Annotated in this window: 13 protein-coding genes; 5 read left to right on the top strand and 8 right to left on the bottom strand. The window is 68.0% G+C overall.

Going from position 1 to position 15,786, the window contains the following annotated elements; all coding sequences use genetic code 11:
* Positions 1-9: 9 nt before the first annotated feature.
* Positions 10-897, bottom strand: a complete 888-nt coding sequence (locus tag B447_RS06160) for a cation diffusion facilitator family transporter (protein ID WP_002937679.1) — start codon at positions 895-897, stop codon at positions 10-12.
* Between the two features lie 434 nt (positions 898-1,331).
* Between B447_RS06160 and B447_RS06170 the strand changes: the two genes are divergently transcribed.
* Positions 1,332-2,036 carry a hypothetical protein gene (locus tag B447_RS06170; RefSeq protein ID WP_002925369.1) on the top strand — a complete coding sequence of 235 codons (705 nt, stop codon included), beginning with the start codon at positions 1,332-1,334 and terminating at the stop codon, positions 2,034-2,036.
* Between the two features lie 4 nt (positions 2,037-2,040).
* On the opposite strand, the gene B447_RS06175 is transcribed toward B447_RS06170, so the two are convergent.
* The 6 genes from B447_RS06175 to B447_RS06200 all read right to left on the bottom strand — a co-directional run bounded on the left by B447_RS06175 (position 2,041) and on the right by B447_RS06200 (position 8,093).
* Complete coding sequence (locus B447_RS06175; RefSeq protein ID WP_002925367.1) at positions 2,041-3,372, bottom strand: spinster family MFS transporter; 1,332 nt, start codon at positions 3,370-3,372, stop codon at positions 2,041-2,043.
* 19 nt (positions 3,373-3,391) lie between these two features.
* On the bottom strand, positions 3,392-4,417 hold the full coding sequence (gene dmpG, locus B447_RS06180; RefSeq protein WP_002937680.1) for a 4-hydroxy-2-oxovalerate aldolase: 1,026 nt from the start codon (positions 4,415-4,417) through the stop codon (positions 3,392-3,394).
* A gap of 27 nt (positions 4,418-4,444) precedes the next feature.
* Complete coding sequence (locus B447_RS06185; protein WP_002937683.1) at positions 4,445-5,368, bottom strand: acetaldehyde dehydrogenase (acetylating); 924 nt, start codon at positions 5,366-5,368, stop codon at positions 4,445-4,447.
* A gap of 129 nt (positions 5,369-5,497) precedes the next feature.
* Entirely contained in the window at positions 5,498-6,286 is a 789-nt protein-coding gene (locus B447_RS06190; protein WP_002937686.1) for a fumarylacetoacetate hydrolase family protein, read from the bottom strand.
* A 31-nt stretch (positions 6,287-6,317) separates the two neighbouring features.
* Positions 6,318-7,091, bottom strand: a complete 774-nt coding sequence (locus B447_RS06195) for a glucose 1-dehydrogenase (RefSeq protein WP_002925358.1) — start codon at positions 7,089-7,091, stop codon at positions 6,318-6,320.
* Between the two features lie 24 nt (positions 7,092-7,115).
* On the bottom strand, positions 7,116-8,093 hold the full coding sequence (locus B447_RS06200; RefSeq protein WP_002937691.1) for a flavin reductase family protein: 978 nt from the start codon (positions 8,091-8,093) through the stop codon (positions 7,116-7,118).
* A gap of 262 nt (positions 8,094-8,355) precedes the next feature.
* Between B447_RS06200 and B447_RS06205 the strand changes: the two genes are divergently transcribed.
* Positions 8,356-9,792 carry an aldehyde dehydrogenase family protein gene (locus tag B447_RS06205; protein ID WP_002937693.1) on the top strand — a complete coding sequence of 479 codons (1,437 nt, stop codon included), beginning with the start codon at positions 8,356-8,358 and terminating at the stop codon, positions 9,790-9,792.
* A 151-nt stretch (positions 9,793-9,943) separates the two neighbouring features.
* Here the strand turns inward: B447_RS06205 and B447_RS06210 are convergent, their stop codons facing one another.
* Complete coding sequence (locus tag B447_RS06210) at positions 9,944-11,443, bottom strand: FAD-dependent oxidoreductase (protein ID WP_002937695.1); 1,500 nt, start codon at positions 11,441-11,443, stop codon at positions 9,944-9,946.
* 206 nt (positions 11,444-11,649) lie between these two features.
* Here B447_RS06210 and B447_RS06215 point away from each other — a divergent pair, with 206 nt between their 5' ends.
* The 3 genes from B447_RS06215 to B447_RS06225 are packed head-to-tail and all read left to right on the top strand — an operon-like array spanning position 11,650 to position 15,754.
* Positions 11,650-13,353 carry an FAD-binding protein gene (locus B447_RS06215; protein WP_232431553.1) on the top strand — a complete coding sequence of 568 codons (1,704 nt, stop codon included), beginning with the start codon at positions 11,650-11,652 and terminating at the stop codon, positions 13,351-13,353.
* Positions 13,354-13,376: 23 nt separating this feature from the next.
* Complete coding sequence (locus B447_RS06220) at positions 13,377-14,138, top strand: SDR family oxidoreductase (protein WP_002925348.1); 762 nt, start codon at positions 13,377-13,379, stop codon at positions 14,136-14,138.
* Positions 14,139-14,164: 26 nt separating this feature from the next.
* Positions 14,165-15,754 (top strand): FadD3 family acyl-CoA ligase, encoded by a 1,590-nt coding sequence (locus tag B447_RS06225; protein WP_002937700.1) that lies wholly within the window; start codon positions 14,165-14,167, stop codon positions 15,752-15,754.
* The last annotated feature ends 32 nt before the right edge of the window (positions 15,755-15,786 follow it).

The raw sequence follows: 15,786 nt of genomic DNA on the forward strand, positions 1-15,786 counted from the left end.
GAAGAACTTTCAGGGATGATCGGCTGGCGAGTCGCTCGGTGGCAGTGGCTCAAGGTGAACCGTGAGGCGGGTGCCGGTACGTGCCTCCACAGTGCGCTCGATCGCATCCGCCAGTGCATGGGCCTCTGCAACTGTCCATTCCCCCGGCACGCAGAACTCGACTTGCGCGAAATGGATGGCACCTGCGGCTCTCGTGGTTAGCTTGCTGTGGAAACACCCAGGTGGCGCAGCCTCACTGAGTGTTCGTTCTATGGCAGCGACCTCGGCGGCTGACAATGCGCGGTCCATAAGGCCGTCAACCGAGCGCCGCATCAGCTCCCAGCCTTCGCGCAGGATGTTCAACGCGACTGCGGCTGCAACGACGGGGTCAAGCCAGCCCCACCCGGTAACGACGGCGAGTCCGACTCCGCAGACGACGCCAGCGGTGGTCCACACGTCCGCCATCAGGTGGCGTGCGTCGGCTTCGAGTGCAAGCGAGCGGTGCGCGCGGCTGACCTGCAGCAGGACGCGTGCAACCAGAAAGTTAATCAGGCTTGCACCGACGGACAGCAGGGTGCCGACACCGAGATCACCTATTGGCTGTGGATTGAGTAGCCGCTCTCCCGCGGTGAGAAGGATGATCAACGCGGCGATGAAGATCAATCCCCCCTCGAAGGCGGCCGAGAAGTACTCGGCTTTCCCATGCCCATACTGGTGGTCGTCATCAGCAGGCTGCCGTGCGTAGGCCACCATCCACAGCGCAAAACCGGCCCCGGCCAGGTTAACCAGGGACTCAAGGGCATCCGACAAATAGCCGATTGAGCCGGTCAGCCACCAGGCCCCCGTCTTCATTGCAATCGTGATCAGCGCTGCCGCCAGAGATAGCAGCAGGGCTTGGCGTGGAGTGAAGGCTTTCATCTGCTCAGATGATGGTCGGGTGGGTCGTGGCGCAGCCTAACGATCTCAGCAAGACATCGTAGAACTGATGATCGTACTCGACTCGCTGCATCCCAAGCTGGCGCGCATCGTGGTGTGAGGCGCTGTCAATCAGCGTAAGGGTACCCCGCATGTCGCCCACCACCTGTCGGGCGACACCGTGAATTGACCCCCTGCGACACAAGGAGGCCATCGCTGGAAATGAGGCACATCGAGCGTAGCCATCTGCTCACCCGGCTGCGTCTGGCGTGGGCAAGGCGCAGGGACCGACAGCGGCCCAGGGGTGATGCCGGGAGGCAAGTCGATAAGGCTTCGGGTTTGCGATGCTCTCATTGTGGCCCGATCGTTGCTTGTAGCCGTTGGCATGGCGCCTTTGCCAGCAAGCGGAGCACCGCGTAATTCACTCAGGACACACAATGCGTTCCCTCAACTTCATCGGCGGCGAAAAGGGCGGCGTGGGCAAGTCGGTTGTTGCTCGCGCCCTGGCCCAGTACTACATCGACAAGGGCCGGCCCTTCACCGGCTTCGATACCGATCGCTCGCACACTACCTTCGCCCGTTTCTACGCCGACTATGCCGCCCCCGTGGTGGTGGACCGCTACGAGGGGCTGGACCAGATCGCGCTGCCGTTCGAGGACGCACCAGAAGAGGGCATCGGCCACAGCGTGATTGTCGATCTTGCAGCACAGACGGCCGCACCGCTGGCGCGCTGGATCAAGACGTCCGAACTGCTGGAACTGCTTGCCGAGCTCGGCGTGCAGGTCAACTTCTGGCACCTCGCAGATGCCGGCAAGGATTCTGTCGACCTGCTGGGCGCGCTGCTCGACACCTACGGTGAAGGTCCGCGCTATGTGGTGGTCAAGAACCATGGCCGTGGCAGCGACTTTTCCCAGCTCGATGCATCGGCCGAGCTTGCTGCCGCACAAGCCATGGGGGCCCGTGTGATCAACCTGCCGGAACTGCACGAAGCCAGCATGCGCAAGATCGATCGCCAGGATGCCAGCTTCTGGGCGGCGATGAACCGGCGTGCGGGCGATGATGCCTTGGGCATGCTCGAGCGCCAGCGCGTCAAGAGCTGGCTGAAGGCCGTGTACGCGGCCTTCGACGATCTGGCCGTGTAGGCTGTCAGGCCGTCGTCATGACGGCCTGCGCAGGCTGCTCGCGCAGCAGCGCTGCGCGCATGACCAGGAACAGCACGATCGCCACGCTGGTGGCGGTGCAGCTCAGGAACATCGCGTAACGCAGCGACTCGACACCGAAGGCCGGCTGCAGCAGGTCGCTTAGGGCGCCGGTGAGCACCGGGCCCAGGCCGACGCCGCACAGGGTGCTGAGCATGGTCTGCAGGGCCATCGCCACGGCGCGGTTGGCCGGGGCGACCAGGCTTGTCAGCATGCTGAAGGACGGCCCCAGCCACCACACCATGAAGAAGCCGTTGATACCGCACCACAGCATCGCCGTGGGAACCGGCACGCCTGCGATCGAGGTCAGCACGTCCGTCGGCCAGCTCAGGTAGGCGGCGAGCGTAGCAATGCCGACGACATGGCCGACGAGCGGGATGCGGAAGCGCCAGCGCGCGTCGCGCTTGCCCAGGTGGTCGGTCAGCCAGCCGCTGAACAGCACGCCGAGGCCGGCGGCGGTGCCGCCGATCAGTCCGGTCAGCAGCCCTGCGTGGCGCAGCTCCAGGCCGTGCGAGCGCACCAGGAAACTTGCATTCCACATGCCGAACGCGTTGCCGCCCAGGGTTGCCACCGCACCGGCGAGGATCAGGTAGCGTACCGGCCTGTTCGCCCACAGCTGCCCGACGGTGGCCAGCAGGCTGGTGGAGAGTTCGACCCGGGCGCTGCCGTCCCAGGCCCCGCGCACCGGTTCGCGCGCACCGAAGGCAAGCAGGGCAGAGATCAGCAAGGCTGGGGTGCCGACGATGACGAAGGTCGTGCGCCAGCCGTACTGGTCAACCAGCCAGGCGCCGAGGCTCAGCGCCAGGATGGCGGCGAAGGTGGGGGCGGCGGTGAAGCAGCTGATGGCGAAGGCGCGGCGCTGCGGCGGGTACAGATCCGCGATCAGCGACAGGGCGGCCGGTGCGGCGGGGGCCTCGACCGCCGCCACCAGCATCCTGGCGGCGACCAGCAGCACGAAGTTGCCCGACAGCGCGCACAGGATGGTGGCCACGCCCCAGCACAGGCTGGACAGGGCGAGCAGGCGGGTGCGCGACATGCGGTCGGCAAGACGCCCCGCCGGCAGGCCCAGCACTGCGAACACGGCGGCAAAGGCGAGGCCGGAGATCAGGCCCATGGAGGTGTCGCTGGCGCCGAACTCGAGCCGGATCGGCTCGATCATCACCGCGACGATCTGGCGGCCGATGAAGTTGTCGGCGTACAGGAAGGCGAGCAGGAACAGCAGGCCATGCGTGCGCCACGCGGACAAGGGGGCGGGCGCAGACGGGGACGTGTCGTGCATGGCCGTTGCGGACTCCGCGCTATGCCTGTCGTGCGCGCGCCAGGTTGAGCGCCGTATCCTCGATCATGTCTTCCTGGCCGCCGACCATGCCGCGTCGGCCCATCTCGACCAGGATCTCGCGCGCGGGCACGCCGTACTTCTTCTCGGCGCGCTTGGCGAACAGCAGGAAGGAGCCATACACGCCGGCGTAGCCCAGCGTGAGCGCATCGCGGTCGATGCGGATCGGGAAGTCCATGATCGGCACCACCAGGTCCTCGGCCACGTCCTGGATCTTGAACACATCCACGCCGGTCTCGATCCCCATCAGGTCGCACACCGCGATGAACACTTCCATCGGGGTGTTGCCCGCACCGGCCCCCAGGCCAGCGGCCGCGGCGTCGATGCGGCTGGCGCCGACTTCGAGCGCGGCCAGGCTGTTGGCCACGCCCATGGCCAGGTTGTGGTGGCCGTGGAAGCCGAGTTCGGTCTCGGACTTGAGCGCATCGCGCACCGCACTGAGACGCGACTTGACCGTGTCGGGCAGCAGGTGGCCGGCCGAGTCGGTGACGTAGATGCAGTTGGCGCCGTAGCTCTCCATCAGCTTGGCTTGCTTGACCAGGCCTTCGGGGCTGTTCATGTGCGCCATCATCAGAAAGCCGACGGTGTCCATGCCGAGCTTGCGAGCGTAGCCGATGTGCTGCTCGGAGACGTCGGCCTCGGTGCAGTGGGTGGCCACGCGGATGGTGGAGACGCCCAGTTCGTGCGCCATCTTGAGGTGATCGACCGTGCCGATGCCCGGCAGCAGCAGCGCCGACACCCTGGCCTGCTTCATCAGCGGGATCACGGCGGACAGGTACTCCTCGTCGCTGTGGGCCGGGAAGCCGTAGTTCACCGAGCTGCCGCCCAGGCCGTCGCCGTGGGTGACCTCGATCAGCGGGATGCCCGCCTCGTCCAGGCCGCAGGCGATGGTCTTCATCTGCTCGAGCGTCATCAGGTGGCGCTTGGGGTGCATGCCGTCGCGCAGGGTCATGTCATGCACGGTGACTTTCTTGCCGCGAAGTTCCATGTTCATCTCTCCTTGTGGCCGGGGCGCTCAGGCCACCATCGTGGCGCGGTTGGATTCAAGCTTGAGGCGACCGGCCAGGATCTCCTCGGCGAACATCTCGGCGGTGCGCGCACCGGCCGCGGTCATGATGTCGAGGTTGCCGGCGTACTTGGGCAGGTAGTCGCCCAGGCCTTCGACCTCGAGGTACACCGAGACGCGCTTGCCGTCGAACACCGGGCCATTGACCAGGCGGTAGCCGGGCACGTACTTCTGCACCTCGCGGATCATGGCGTGGATGGATTCGGTGATCGCCGCCTGGTCGGGTTCGGTCTCGGTCAGGCAGTGCACCGTGTCGCGCATGATCAAGGGCGGTTCGGCCGGGTTGAGGATGATGATCGCCTTGCCCTGCTTGGCGCCGCCCACTTGCTCGACCGCGCCCGCGGTGGTGCGGGTGAATTCGTCGATGTTCTTGCGCGTGCCGGGGCCGGCCGACTTGGAGGACACGGTGGCGACGATCTCGCCGTAGGCCACCGGCTGCACGCGCGACACCGCCGCGACCATCGGGATCGTGGCCTGGCCGCCGCAGGTGACCATGTTCACGTTCCTTTCACCCTTGCCGACGTGTTCCACCAGATTCACCGGCGGCACGCAGAAGGGGCCGATCGCCGCCGGGGTGAGGTCGATCATCAGCACGCCCAGTTCATTCAACTTGCGGCTGTTCTCGGCGTGCACATAGGCCGAGGTGGCATCGAAGGCGATCTGCACGCCGTCGGCCAGCACGTGCGGCAGCAGGCCGTCGACGCCCTCGGCGGTGGTCTTGAGGCCGAGCTCGCGCGCACGCGCCAGGCCTTCGGAGCTGGCGTCGATGCCCACCATCCACACCGGCTCGAGCACCGGACTGCGCTTGAGTTTGTACAGCAGGTCGGTACCGATGTTGCCCGGACCGATCAGGGCGCATTTGATCTTGTTCATGGGTTCAGTCCCGTAGGGTGTGCCGGCCGCTTGCAGTCCGGCTCGGCATGACGTTGGCTGAGAGGTGCAGCGCGCGCGGCGGACGGAGGAGGGAGGGATGCCCGCCGCGCGGCTGCGAGGAACACGCTGCTAGCGAAAGCTCACCGAACAGCCGCCGAGGCCTTCGATCTGCATCTCGAAGCGGTCGCCGGCACGCGCCGGCACCAGCTGCGCCAGCGAGCCCGAGAGAATCAGCTCTCCGGCGCGGAAAGGGATGCCGAACTGGCCCAGGGTGTTCGCGAGCCAGGCCACGGCTTCGGCCGGATGGCCCTGCACGGCCGACCCCAGGCCTTCGCCGCAGGGTTCGCCATTGCGCGACATGCGCATGCGCACCGCCGCCAGGTCGAGCTCACGCGGGTCGGTCCGCGTCTCGCCGACCACGAAGACACCGCAGGATGCGTTGTCGGCGACCGTGTCCTGGATGCGGATCCGCCAGTCGTCGATGCGCGAATCGACGATCTCGAAGCAGGGCGCGACCCAGGCGGTGGCGGCCAGCACTGCGTCGCGGGTCACGCCAGGGCCTTTCAGGTCGGCCTTCAGCATGAAGGCGATCTCGCCCTCGGCGCGCGGCTGGATCAAGCCTGTCGCGGCAATGTCGATGGCCGCGCCGTCTGCGTGCTGCATGGCGTCGGTGAGGAAGCCGAAATCGGGCTGATGCACGTTCAGCATGTCCTGCACCGGCTTGCTGGTCACGCCGATCTTCTTGCCGATCACGCGTTCGCCGTCGGCCTCACGCCGCGACAGCATGTGCAGCGAGACATGGTAGGCGTCCTCGATGCCGATCCCGGGGTGGCGTTCGGTCAGCGGGACGAGCGTGCGCGCCTGGCGCAATGCTGCGTAGAGCTCGTCGCCGAGCTGGCGGATCAGGTTTGGGTCCATGAACGGTTTCCTGGTCTGGGAGCCTGAGCGGTCAGCCCGGCCACACGCTCGATTCGGCGCCGCCGTCCACTTCGATGACCTTGCCGGTCACCCAGGCCGAGGCCGGGGTTGCGAGGTAGAGTGCTGCGGCCGCGATGTCCTCGACTTCGCCGAGACGCTTGAGCGGCGTGTTGTTGATCATGCCTTCGCGCATGTTGGCGGGCAGCGCACGGTCGAGCGCGGCGGTCATGATCGGGCCGGGGGCAATCGCGTTGATGCGCACGACCGGGGCAAAATCCTGTGCCAGCAGGCGGGTGAGCTGGGTGAGCGCGGCCTTGGCCGTGCCGTAGGCGCTGAAGTGGGGCTGGGCGTAGCGCGCCGCACCCGAGGTGATATTGACGATGTTGCCGCCGCCGGCCGCGCGCATGTGGGGTACGCACAGGCGGGTCAGTTCGTAGGCCGAGCTGACGTTGAAGCGGAACACCCCCTCGAACTTGTCGGTGGACATCTTCAGCGGGTCGTTCGGCCCCGAGCCGCCGGCGTTGTTGACCAGGTGGGTGATGCGGCCGAATTCCTTGAGCGCGGCATCGACCACGCCGCCGAGCTGGGCCAGGTCGGTGACGTCGCAGCTGACGGCAATGGCGCGACGGCCGAGGGCGCGCACCTCGGCGGCGACCGCTTCGACGTCGGCCAGCGTGCGCGCGGCGCAGACGATGTCCGCGCCGGCCTCGGCGTAGGCCAGAGCAATGCCGCGGCCGATGCCGCGGCCGGCGCCGGTGATGATCGCAACCTGGCCTTCCAGGCTGAAGCGTTGGATGATGCTCATGCAGTAGGTTCCTTTATGCAGGGGTCAGCGTGGCGACCACAGGTCGGGCATGCCGGGGTCGCTGGAAGCGATCAGGCGCTTGAGCAGCAGCTTCAAGGCCATGGTGTCGCCGGTGCCGAGCTTGGCGGCAACGTCCTCTTCCACCGCCTTGGCGAGCGCGATCTGGCGCAGCGAGGCTTCACGGCCGTCGGCCGTCAGCACGTAGCGGGTCCGCTCCTCGTCCTGCTCGATGGCCACCAGCCGCTGCGACTCCAGCGCGCTCATCGACGTCTCGTCCGCGAGCATGCCGGTGTAGGAGATGAAGCCGTTGATCTCCTGCAGGCTCAGCCCGTCGCGGATCGACAGCACCGACAGGATGAAGAAGGAGCGCTCGTCGAGCGCCTGCGTGCTCAGCAACTGGCGCAGCGCGTGCAGCATCTGGTAGTGGGCGCGGCCGAGCAGGTAGCCGAGCAGGTCCTCGGTGTAGCTGCATTCGGGCGGCGGCGTCGAACCCAGGCGCACTTCATCGCGCGGCTTGCGCGCGGCAAGCGCGTATTGGCCGCTCTGGAACACCAGCGGCGGCAGTTCGCTGCGGTCGTAGGCGAGGACTTCGCCGACGAAGATGATGTGGTCGCCGCCGTCGTAGCTGAACGCGGTGCGGCACTGGAAGCGGGCGGTGCAGCCGTTGAGCAGCGGCGCCTTGCTGATGCCCTCGTCGAGCTCAAGCCCGGAGAACTTGTCTTCGCCCTGGCGCGCGAAGCGGCCCGACAAGGCCTCCTGCGCGGCCGACAGCACATGCACGTTCCAGTGCTTGGCGTTGGCGAAGGCCTCGCGGCTGCGTGCGTTCTTGGCCAGGCTCCACAGCACCAGCGGCGGGTTCAACGACACCGAGTTGAAGCTGTTGGCGGTGATCCCGATGGGCTCGCCGTCCGCGGCGCGGGTGGTGATGATGGTGACGCCGGTGGTGAAGGTGCCGAGCGCCGCGCGGAAGTCCTGGGGGTCGAACCCCTTGTGCGTCGTCATGTCGTGTCTCGCGGGACGGGTGGAGATGGTGCCGAGTATGAAAGTGGGGCAGGGGCGCAGGCATCGTCCCAACGGACTAACGGTTTTCCCGGCACAGCGGGCAGCGCTGCCGATGCGCTCGTCCGATTGGACTACGCAAGGCCTGCGGGCGCAGGGTATGGTCCGCCCATGATTGCGTGTGCAGGGTCAGCAACCGGAGTGCGTGTCCGGCGCCGACCCGCCCGCCCTTCCTCTCTCGACCTTCGACCCCGGAGTGCTTGCCGTGAACAGACAGATCATCACCCGCCCGGAAGACCTAGCCCTGCTGCTGCAGGCGCACAAGCAGGCCTTCGCCGCCGCCGGCGCCGTCCCCGCGGCCGAGCGCAAGCGCCGCATCCAGACCGCCATCGACCTGCTGGTGAAGTATCACAAGCCCCTCGTCGAGGCGATGGATGCCGACTTCGGCGGCCGCCCCAAGGGTTATTCGCTGATGAACGACGTGCTCGGTTCGCTGACCTCGCTCAAGTACGCCCGCGACCACTTCGAGCCGTGGATGGCGAGCGAGCCGCGCACCCCCTTCCCGCCCTATGACCAGCTCGGCGCCCAGGCCTGGGTGATGTATCAGCCCAAGGGTACGGTGGGCATCATCGGCACCTGGAACGCGCCGCTGTTTACCCTGTTCAGCCCGCTCGCCAGCGCGCTCGCCGCTGGCAACCGCGCCATTCTCAAGCCTTCGGAGGTGGTGTCGCGTACCGCGCAGGTGGTGGCCGAGGCGGTGGTGGACATGTTCGATCCGCTCGTGGTTGGCGTCGTCACCGGCGGCCCGGACATGGGCGAGGCCTTCACCGCCCAGCCCTTCGACCATATTGTGTTCACCGGCAGCACCCAGGTCGGCAAGGCGGTGATGCGCAACGCAGCGCAGAACCTGGTGCCGGTGACGCTGGAACTGGGTGGCAAGTCGCCCACCATCGTCGCCCGCAGCGCCGACCTGGCGACCGCGGCCTTCCGCATCGCCGCCGCGAAGGCGAGTAACGGCGGCCAGCTGTGCGTGAACCCGGACGTCGTCTACGTGGCTCGCGAGCAACTCGAGGATTTCGTTGCTGCGCTCAAGCGCAGCTTCGGCGAGCTGTTCCCCAGCGTGGCCGGCAACCCGGACATGGTCGCGGTGGTGAACGAGCGCCATCTGGCGCGTGTCGAGTCCTACCTCAGCGACGCCGCCCAGGCGGGCGCCCGGGTGGAATGCGCCCCGGCCCCGCTGGCGGCGGACGCGGCGGGGCGTCAGCGTCCGCTCGCCATCGTCATCGATCCGCCGCAAGGCGCGAAGATCATGCAGGAGGAGATCTTTGGCCCGGCGGTGGTGGTGAAGCCCTATGACGCGATCGACGCCGTGATCGCCGACATCAACGGCCGCCCGCGTCCGCTGGCGCTGTACTACTTCGGCGAGGATGCGGCCGAGCAGCAGCGCGTGCTCGAGCACACCCTGTCGGGCGGCGTCACGATCAACGAGGCGATGTTCCACGCCGCGATGGAAGACGCCCCCTTCGGTGGCGTGGGCGATTCGGGCATGGGGCATTACCACGGCCGCGAAGGCTTCCTCGAGTTCAGCCACACCCGCACGGTGTTCAAGGCGCCGGCCTACGATCCGCGCCGCGAATGGGGCCTGCTGCCGCCGTACTCCGAGCACTTCCTGGCGATGATGGAGGCGCAGGTCACGCCCTGAGCCTGGCACGCCGGAGGAGGTCGTCGCCGCGACGGCCTCTGGCAGGGCGTGCAGTCCTGCGGTAACGAAAAACGCCGCGCCACCCCAGGTGGGTGTGCGCGGCGTTTCCGCTCTGGCGTCGTGGTTGTGCGTCGCCCCCGCGGCGCCGTCTCTAGCGCCGGGCAGCGGCCAGTCCGGCCTGGCGGCCGAAGAAGGTCGAGTCGCCGAGCGACATCCCCGAGCTGTAGCCCTCGCCCCAGCGCGGCAGGCCGCAGGCCGTGCGGCCGGCAGCGTACAGGCCGGCGATCGGCTGGCCATCCGCGTCCAGCACCTCGCCGCTGGGCCGCGTGTGCAGGCCGCCCATGGTGAAGGCGTGGGCCTTCATGTCCTCGCTGCAGTAGCTGAGCGCGGCGAAGGGCGCTTCGGTGAGCGGACGCAGCCAGTTCGCCGCCTTGTGCAGCAAGGGATCCTCGCCTTCGGCCGCATGGCGGTTGAACTCGGCCACCGTGTGCACCAGGCTGCCGGTGGGCAGGCCAAGCTCCTGCTCCACCTCCTCCCAGGTCTCGCCGACTGCGGCAATCTTGAGGTCGGGCTGGATCACCGGACGGCCAAAGATCTCGTTATCGACCAGTAGCCAGGCCTTGCCCTCGGGCTGGCGCAACACGTAGTGGCCGACACGGCCGTGGTAGGCGTCCTCGTTGATGAAGCGCTCGCCGCGCGCATTGACGAAGATGCCCTTCACCAGCGACTCGGGCGGGAAGAAGGGGATGGTGGCAAAGAACTGGTCCATGTGGATCGTGGCGCCGCCCACGCTCATGCCCATGCGGATGCCCGAGCCGTCGTCGTTGCCGCCGGAGACGATCTCCGAGCAGGCCAGCGCGCCGGGCGCAAAACGCGCCACCATCTCGCGATTGACGATGAAGCCCCCGGCGCACAGGATCACGCCCCTGCGGGCGCGCACGTACTTTTCCGCGCCCTCGATGCGCACGATCACGCCGACCACGCTGTTCGTCCGGTCCACGATCAGGCTGAGCGCGCGGCTGTTGCAATGCACGACCGCGCCCATGGCTTCGGCGCGCGCGCACAGCTTCTCCATCAGCACCTTGCCGCCGCCCCAGCCCTCGAACTGCGCAGTGTGGCCGCGCGGCGCCGGCTTGGCCTTGGCGCTGAACGGCCAGGCCGCCTCGCTGCCCGACCACAGCAGGGTGTCGTCGGTGGTGGGCTCGATCCACTTGCCCGGCAGGTAAGTGCCCTTGAACGGCACGCCCTGGGCCTCCAGCCAATCGAAGTGGGCGGCGGCCTCTTCGGCGTACAGGCGCACGCGGTCCGCGTCGGCGCCCGGGCCGCCGGCCATCATCAGGTAGGTGCGCAGATCCTCGGTGCTGTCCTCGAAGCCGTGCTCGCGCTGCACGCGGGTGCCGCCGCTGCCGCCGACATAGACCTCGCCGCCCGACCACGAGGCGCTGCCGCCGGGGGCGGCTGCCACCTCGAAGACATGGACGTCGGCGCCGGCCGCGCGCGCCTCGATCGCCGCGCAGCTGCCGGCGGCACCGAAGCCGATCACGGCGATGTCGGTCTCGATGTCCCAGTGCGGCACCTCCTCGACCCGGCAGGCGCGGGCGGGGCTGTGGCGGGGCGGTGCGTCGGGAGTGGGGGAAGGGCTTGTGCTCATGTGCTTTTCCTTATCGTATCTGGCTGCATGGAGGTCTCCGCGCACGATCATCGGAGCCCGCAGCCTGTGCCGCATCCCTCGATTGGATGATGTCGGCGCGCATGCCGACCGGCGCGTGCGCGTCTAGTCCGCATTGACGATGAAGCGTGCCCGGCCTGCCGCCACCATCGCCCACATTCCAACAAGATCAGGGGTGGAGCGTGAGCGTGCAAGATCAGTCACAGATGGGCTGGGACGTCATCGTCGTCGGCTCCGGTGCGGGCGCGATGACCTCGGCGGTAGTCGCCGCCGACCAGGGGCTGTCGGTACTGGTGATCGAGAAGAGCGACAAGTTCGGCGGCACCTCTGCGATCTCCGGTGGCGGCATCTGGATTCCCAACAACCATTACTTCAAGGCCAAGGGCGGCCAGGACAGCTACGACAAGGCGCTGCAGTACATCCTGGCAGCCGGTGGCGGCAAGGCCGACGAGACCAAGGTGCGCGCCTACCTCGACCACGCGCCCAAGATGATCAAGTACCTCGAGGACAAGTCCCGCGTGCGCTACGCGGTGGCAGAGAAGTACCCCGACTACTACCAGCACCTGCCCGGCGCCTTGCCCGGCGGCCGCTCGCTCGACCCCGAGCTGTTCGATACCAGCACGCTCGGCGACGAGCTCGCCAACCTGCGCCGGCCTTCGCCTTCGACCCTGCTCATGGGCCGCATCGCGTGGACCGCGCGCGACGCCCACGTCGCCATGGCGCGCGAGCGCGGCTGGCGCTTCAAGGTGCTCGGCCTGATGCTGCGCTACAAGTTCGACTTCAGGTGGCGCAGGAAGAGCAAGTTCGACCGCCGCGCCGGCCTCGGCAGTTCGCTGGTGTGTGCATTGCGTGCCTCGCTGCTCGACCGCAAGGTGCCGCTGTGGCTGAAGACGGACTTCCGCGAGCTCGTGCTCGATGGCGACCGTGTCATCGGTGTCCGCGTCTCGCGCGAAGGCCGTGAGCTGACGCTGATGGCCCGCCGCGGCGTGATCCTCGGCGCCGGCGGCTTCGAGCAGAACCAGGCGCTGCGCGAGAAGTACCTGCCGCAGCCCACCAAGGCCGCCTGGAGCGCCACGCCGCCGGGCAACAATACCGGCGCCGCGCTCGAGGCCGGCATGGCCGCGGGGGCCGCCACCGACCTGCTCGAATGGGCGTGGTGGGCGCCGACCATCGCCGTGGTCGGCGAGGACAAGCCGCGCGGCGTGTTCGCCGAGCGCGCCTTCCCCGGCGCGATCGTGGTCAACAGCCTCGGCAAGCGCTTCTGCAACGAAGCCCAGGGCTACCTCGAGTTCGGCGACGCCATGTACAAGGACCGTGACGCCACCGGCGGCAAGAATGTGCCGGCGTGGTGCATCTTCGACGCCCACTTCCGCTTCAACTACGCGATGGGGCCGCTGATGCCGGCGCAGATCATGCCCGACAGCCGCCTGCGCAAGGAGTGGCTGGGCAGCGTGTACTGGAAGGCCGACACCCTCGACGAGCTGGCGCGCCAGATCGGCGTCGATCCCGCCGGACTCAACGACACGGTGGCGAAGATGAACGCCTATGCCAGCAGCGGCAAGGACGCCGATTTCGGCCGCGGCGACAGCGTGTTCGACCGCTACTACGGCGACGTCAACGTCAAGCCCAATCCCTGCCTGGCGCCGATCCAGAAGGGCCCGTTCTACGCCATGCGCATGGATGCCGGCGACATCGGCACCAAGGGCGGGCTGCTGACCGACGCCCATGCCCGCGTGGTGCGCGCGGACGGTTCTGCGATCGAAGGCCTCTACGCCATCGGCAACACCTCGGCCTCGGTGATGGGTACCGCCTACCCGGGCGCCGGCGCCACCATCGGGCCGGCGATGACCTTCGGCTACATCGCCGCGCACCACATCGCGGCCAACGCGTGACGAATCGACAGGAGACAGAGCACATGGCAGGACGAATCGAAGGCAAGGTGGCGCTCGTCACCGGCGGCGCGAGCGGCGTTGGCCGTGCAACGGTGGAACTGTTCGTCAGGGAAGGCGCCCAGGTCGTGTTCACCGACCTCAACGCCGACGCGGGTGCGTCACTTGCCGCCGGGCTCGGCGGCAAGGCGTTCTTCATCCTTCAGGATGCCGCTTCGGCGGCCGACTGGGACGCGGTGATGGCGACGGTGCGCGAGCGCTTCGGTCGCCTCGACATCCTGGTGAACAACGCCGGCATCCTGATCAAGGGATCGATCGAGGACGCCTCGCTGGACGACTGGCAGCGCCTCATGCGGGTCAACGCCGACAGCGTCTTCCTCGGCTGCAAGGCCGCCGTGGCGCTGATGAAGACCGGCAGCGGCGGCTCGATCATCAACATGTCCTCGATCGCCGGCATTGCCGCCAAGGAAGACTACGCCGCCTACGGCGCCTCCAAGGCCGCCATCTCGGGCCTCACGCGCGCGGTTGCCGCGCATTGCCGCAAGGCCAAGTACCGCATCCGCTGCAATTCCATCCACCCCGACGGCATCATGACGCCGATGACTGCGGGCTCGTACCCGAAGGGCATCGACCCGGCACGCTTCACCATCGACGCCGACCCGATGAACCGCGCCTGCCTGCCCGAGGATGTCGCCGCCGCCATCCTGTTCCTTGCCGAGGATGGTTCGCGCGCGGTCAATGGTATCGAGCTGCGCGTCGACAGCGGCCAGTTCGTCATGAGCATCTGAGCCGCCGCAACACTCCCGGAACGACCATGACTGCAGCATTCACCGCCCCCGCCGCCCGCACCCTGCCCGCACTCGTCCTCGAGGCCGCGCAACGCCACGGCGAGCGCATCTTCATCGAAGACGGCGACCGCCGCATCCGCTATGCGGACCTGCCTGCGCACGTGTTCGCCGTCAGCCGCGCCCTGATCGCCCATGGCATTGCACCTGGCGACCGTGTCGCGATCTGGGCCGAGAACCGCGCCGAATGGATCCTCGCCGCGCTCGGCATCCATTGCGCCGGCGCGGCGATGGTGCCGATCAACACCCGCATGAAGGGCGCCGAGGCAGCCGACATCATCGAGCGCAGCGGCGCCCGCGTCCTCTTCGTCGTAGACCGCTTCCTGGACGTCGATTACCCCGCCATGCTCGCCGACTGCCGCCCGGCCACGCTGGAAAAGGTGGTCGCGATCGGCCACGCCGGCGCACATGCCGACACCGACTGGGACAGCTTCATCGCCAGCGCTGCGGGCGTGGGCGAAGCGCAGGCGCGCGCGCGCGCCGCGGGCGTGCAGCCTGGCGACATGTCCGACCTGATGTTCACCTCGGGCACCACCGGCCGCCCCAAGGGCGTGGTCAGCGCCCACCGCCAGATCATCCAGGCCTTCATCGAGTACGTGAAGATCGCCGACATCCGGGCCGGCGATCGCTACCTGATCGTCAATCCCTTCTTCCACACCTTCGGCTACAAGGCCGGCTGGGTCACCTGCCTGATCGCTGGTGCCACCGTGCTGCCGCACCCGGTGTTCGACGCCGAGGCGGTGTTCCGCCGCATCGAGGCCGACCGCATCAGCGTGCTGCCGGGGCCGCCCACGCTCTATCTGTCGATGCTTGCGCATCCGAAGCTGGCGCACACCGATCTCTCCAGCCTGCGCGTGGCGGTGACCGGTGCGTCGACCATCCCGCCGGTGCTGATCGAGCGCATGCGTCGCGAGCTCGGCTTCAAGGTCGTGCTCACCGCCTACGGCCTGACCGAATGCGGCGGCCTGGCCACCATCTGCGCTGCCGACGACGACGCCGAGACGGTCGCCCTCACCAGCGGTCATGCCATCCCCGGCACCGAGGTGAGCATCGTCGACGCCGACAACCGCCCGCTGCCGGCCGGTGAGGCGGGCGAGATCTGCCTGCGCGGCTTCCACGTCATGCAGGGCTACTTCCAGGATGCCAAGGCTACCGCCGAGACCATCGACGCCGAGGGCTGGCTGCACACGGGCGACGTGGGCACCCTGGACGCGCGCGGCTACCTGCGCATCACCGACCGCCTCAAGGACATGTTCATCGTCGGCGGCTTCAACTGCTACCCGGCCGAGATCGAGGCCGCGCTCACCGCCCACCCGGCGATCGCCCAGGTGGCGGTGATCGGCGTGCCCGACGAGCGCATGGGCGAGGTCGGCTGCGCCTGCGTCGTGCTGCGTCCCGGCCAGGCGCTGGACGAAGCCGGGCTCATCGCCTGGTCGCGCGAGCGCATGGCCAACTACAAGGTGCCGCGCATGGTGCGCTTCTTCGTATCGCTGCCGGTCAATGCTTCGAACAAGGTCGCCAAGAATGAACTGAGGGCGCAGTTGCGTGTTTCTGCGTGATTGCGCTGCGTCAGCGCAGCCCAGCCATCGAC

Source organism: Thauera sp. 27 (genome assembly GCF_000310125.2).
Taxonomy (GTDB): domain Bacteria; phylum Pseudomonadota; class Gammaproteobacteria; order Burkholderiales; family Rhodocyclaceae; genus Thauera; species Thauera mechernichensis.